A 1,468-nucleotide genomic window follows, 5' to 3' on the forward strand; every position below is an offset into this window, starting at 1 on the left:
CAAGGCATTTGCCTTTTCATAATCATCTGCCTTGGAATGAAGTCGAGATACCTCTGCCCGTAAATCTGAGTTATCAGATTCCGCTTGGGTCAAAGCCACCTCCAACACATAGATACGAGCATTTGCATCTGATAAATCTTCGCTTAACATAGAGATACGCTCGTTTGCCTTGTCAAGTTCCTCCGACAACTCTGTATTACCTTGCTCAATCTGCTGTTTGAGCAAGCCAACAAGATGTTTGGACTTGGCAAGGTCATTGCTAGCTTTAGTCAACATTGACTTATACGTAGCAAGCTGCATCTCTATATTACTCTTGTTATTTATCATGTTTACAAAGGTACTAAATTTCTGCGACATATACAACTATTTCTTGTTAAGAAAAGTTATATAACCACTTGTTTTTCAGAAGCTTACAAGATTTCAAAAACAACTTTTCCTCGTATTCCTTGTTTTTCTTTTCCAAAGCTTCTTTTGCTGTCAGAAGAGATTTGCGCTCTCTCAATAGGGCAAGCAATGCTTCCTGCTTGCCCAAAATATACTCTTGTATCTCTACCATCGCATCCATGATTTCAACCTGACGCAGATTCATTCGAGAAATTTCCTCTCGAATCGCCTTTTCATCAGATGAGCCTTGCTGCAATGAAACTTGAAGCTCTGCAACACGAGATTGCATACGCTTCAGTTCTGCATGCATGGATGGTATCAAACTCTTAATATCAGTATTCATAATATGATTTCCGTTTGTACGGATGTTGATAGCAACAGTATCAATGTCTCACGGCTTATCTTATGACAGCGAGCTGCCTCCAAGAAACGAGGCTTGAGAAACTTACCGTCATCAAACCACTTCTGGTATAAGACAAAACCATTGATATCATAATGTAATATTTTAACCTTGCGGTAATCCTTGGAATAGAAGATGAAGGCTTCATCATAACTATAAGGATCATGCTGCATTTTTTCACGGATGATTCCTGCCAAGCTCTCACGACCATTGCGCATATCAGTTGGTGTGGAACTCAAATAATAAGTTGTTCGAGAAGTGAAATTCAGCATGGCTATGACATTTTACGCAGCAGTTCTGCAACTGCAAACAGGTTAGAACACTTGATTTCCATCTCATCACCAGTCGGAGACTTCAAAATCAGTCTCTCAACTTGCCAACCTGCAGGAGTTTGTTGCTCGGGAACAAAATTCTCCTCAACTGTCAAAGCGATAAACTCACCTTCGCCTAGCTTCTTGTTTTCATCTGGTTGAAGCTGATTTGAACGATATGATTTCTTAAACTCAATGAGCCAGTCATAATCCACTGCCTCATCCTTACAATACTTGCGCAAGCTACGACCTTTACGATTTTGGTTGTAATCCTGCATCACTTTTTCGAAATATTCCCTTGTTTCCATTATCAAATTGTTTTGATTACGGATGCAAAGGTAATATATTATATAGGTACCGCCATACGGGCTAA

General features: G+C 39.7%; 4 protein-coding genes. All 4 read right to left on the reverse strand.

Annotated elements, in window-relative coordinates:
- On the reverse strand, positions 1–327 hold a 327-nt coding region (locus tag ACQRBJ_RS15980; protein ID WP_445304222.1), incomplete at its 3' end, for a hypothetical protein.
- A 46-nt stretch (positions 328–373) separates the two neighbouring features.
- On the reverse strand, positions 374–727 hold the full coding sequence (locus tag ACQRBJ_RS15985; RefSeq protein WP_441934577.1) for a hypothetical protein: 354 nt from the start codon (positions 725–727) through the stop codon (positions 374–376).
- Positions 724–1,056, reverse strand: coding sequence for an IS66 family insertion sequence element accessory protein TnpB (gene tnpB / locus ACQRBJ_RS15990; protein WP_445304223.1), 333 nt, complete (start codon positions 1,054–1,056; stop codon positions 724–726). The genes ACQRBJ_RS15985 and tnpB overlap by 4 nt, the downstream gene beginning before the upstream one ends.
- Before the next feature lie 2 nt (positions 1,057–1,058).
- On the reverse strand, positions 1,059–1,468 hold a 410-nt coding region (locus ACQRBJ_RS15995), incomplete at its 5' end, for a hypothetical protein (protein WP_445304224.1).

The organism is Prevotella sp. SGI.167 (assembly GCF_050313615.1).
GTDB lineage: Bacteria > Bacteroidota > Bacteroidia > Bacteroidales > Bacteroidaceae > Prevotella.

Excerpts from the sequence above, each read along its gene's own strand:
- ACQRBJ_RS15985 (WP_441934577.1), bottom strand. The coding sequence starts at position 727 with ATGAATACTGATATTAAGAGTTTGATACCATCCATGCATGCAGAACTG.
- tnpB (WP_445304223.1), bottom strand. The coding sequence starts at position 1,056 with ATGCTGAATTTCACTTCTCGAACAACTTATTATTTGAGTTCCACACCA.